Genomic DNA, 911 nt, shown 5'->3' with positions numbered 1-911 from the left:
CTTTTCATTGGCTTAGATACCCATAAAACATTTACTGAAGTCGCTTATATTGAAGACCAACGTGGCGCTAAATCAACTCATCTAGGTAAAATACTCAGTAATAAAGCCGCCTTTAAAAAACTCGCGCGACAATTACAATCAAAATACCCAGATGCCACACTTCATTTTGTTTACGAAGCAGGACCTTGTGGCTATTGGATTTACCGCTTTCTCACCAGCCTTAATCATTGCTGCTATGTCATCGCACCTTCTCTTATCCCTAAAAAACCAGGAGAGAAAATCAAAACCGATAAACGTGATGCGCTCAAACTTGCAAAGCTGCTCAAGTCTGAAGATTTAACGCCTATCTATGTTCCTGAGCCCGAAGATGAAGCCGTACGTGACTTATCTCGCGCGCGTGAAACAGGCATGAAAGACTTAAAAGATGCTAAATATCAACTTAAAGCACTATTGTTACGTAACAACATTAACAGCAAAATAAAAGATAACTGGTCATTACAGTATTTACGTTGGCTTGCTGAATTAGTGCTACCTCATCCTTGTCAGCAAATTGTTTTACAAGAATCGGTTTCAACCATTACTGAGCGACTAAAACGCTTAAAAAGACTGGATAATGAATTAACACATCAAGTGAAAAACTGGCGATTTTATCCTGTAGTTAAAGCGATACAGGCGCTCCGTGGTGTGAGGTTATTAGTAGCCACAGGAGTGATTGCCGAACTAGGTGACTTATCACGGTTCGACCATCCCAGAAAATTAATGAGCTACCTTGGTCTTGTACCAAGCGAACATTCAAGTGGCGATAAACGCCATTTAGGTGCTATTACCAAATGCGGTAACAGCCGTGCAAGACGACTACTGGTCGAAGGTGCACATTCGTATAAACACAACGCCAATATTTCAAAAGAAAT

Annotated in this window: 1 protein-coding gene; it reads left to right on the top strand. The window is 40.6% G+C overall.

Annotated features, from left to right (window positions below; genetic code table 11):
- The coding region (locus H4J67_RS21350) for an IS110 family transposase (RefSeq protein ID WP_182204895.1) at window positions 1–911 on the top strand (911 nt) is incomplete at both ends.

The organism is Colwellia sp. BRX10-4 (assembly GCF_014077465.1).
Classification (GTDB): domain Bacteria; phylum Pseudomonadota; class Gammaproteobacteria; order Enterobacterales; family Alteromonadaceae; genus Colwellia_A.
Note: the sequence above shows the minus strand (reverse complement) of the source record. Positions and strands in the feature narration are given on the sequence as shown.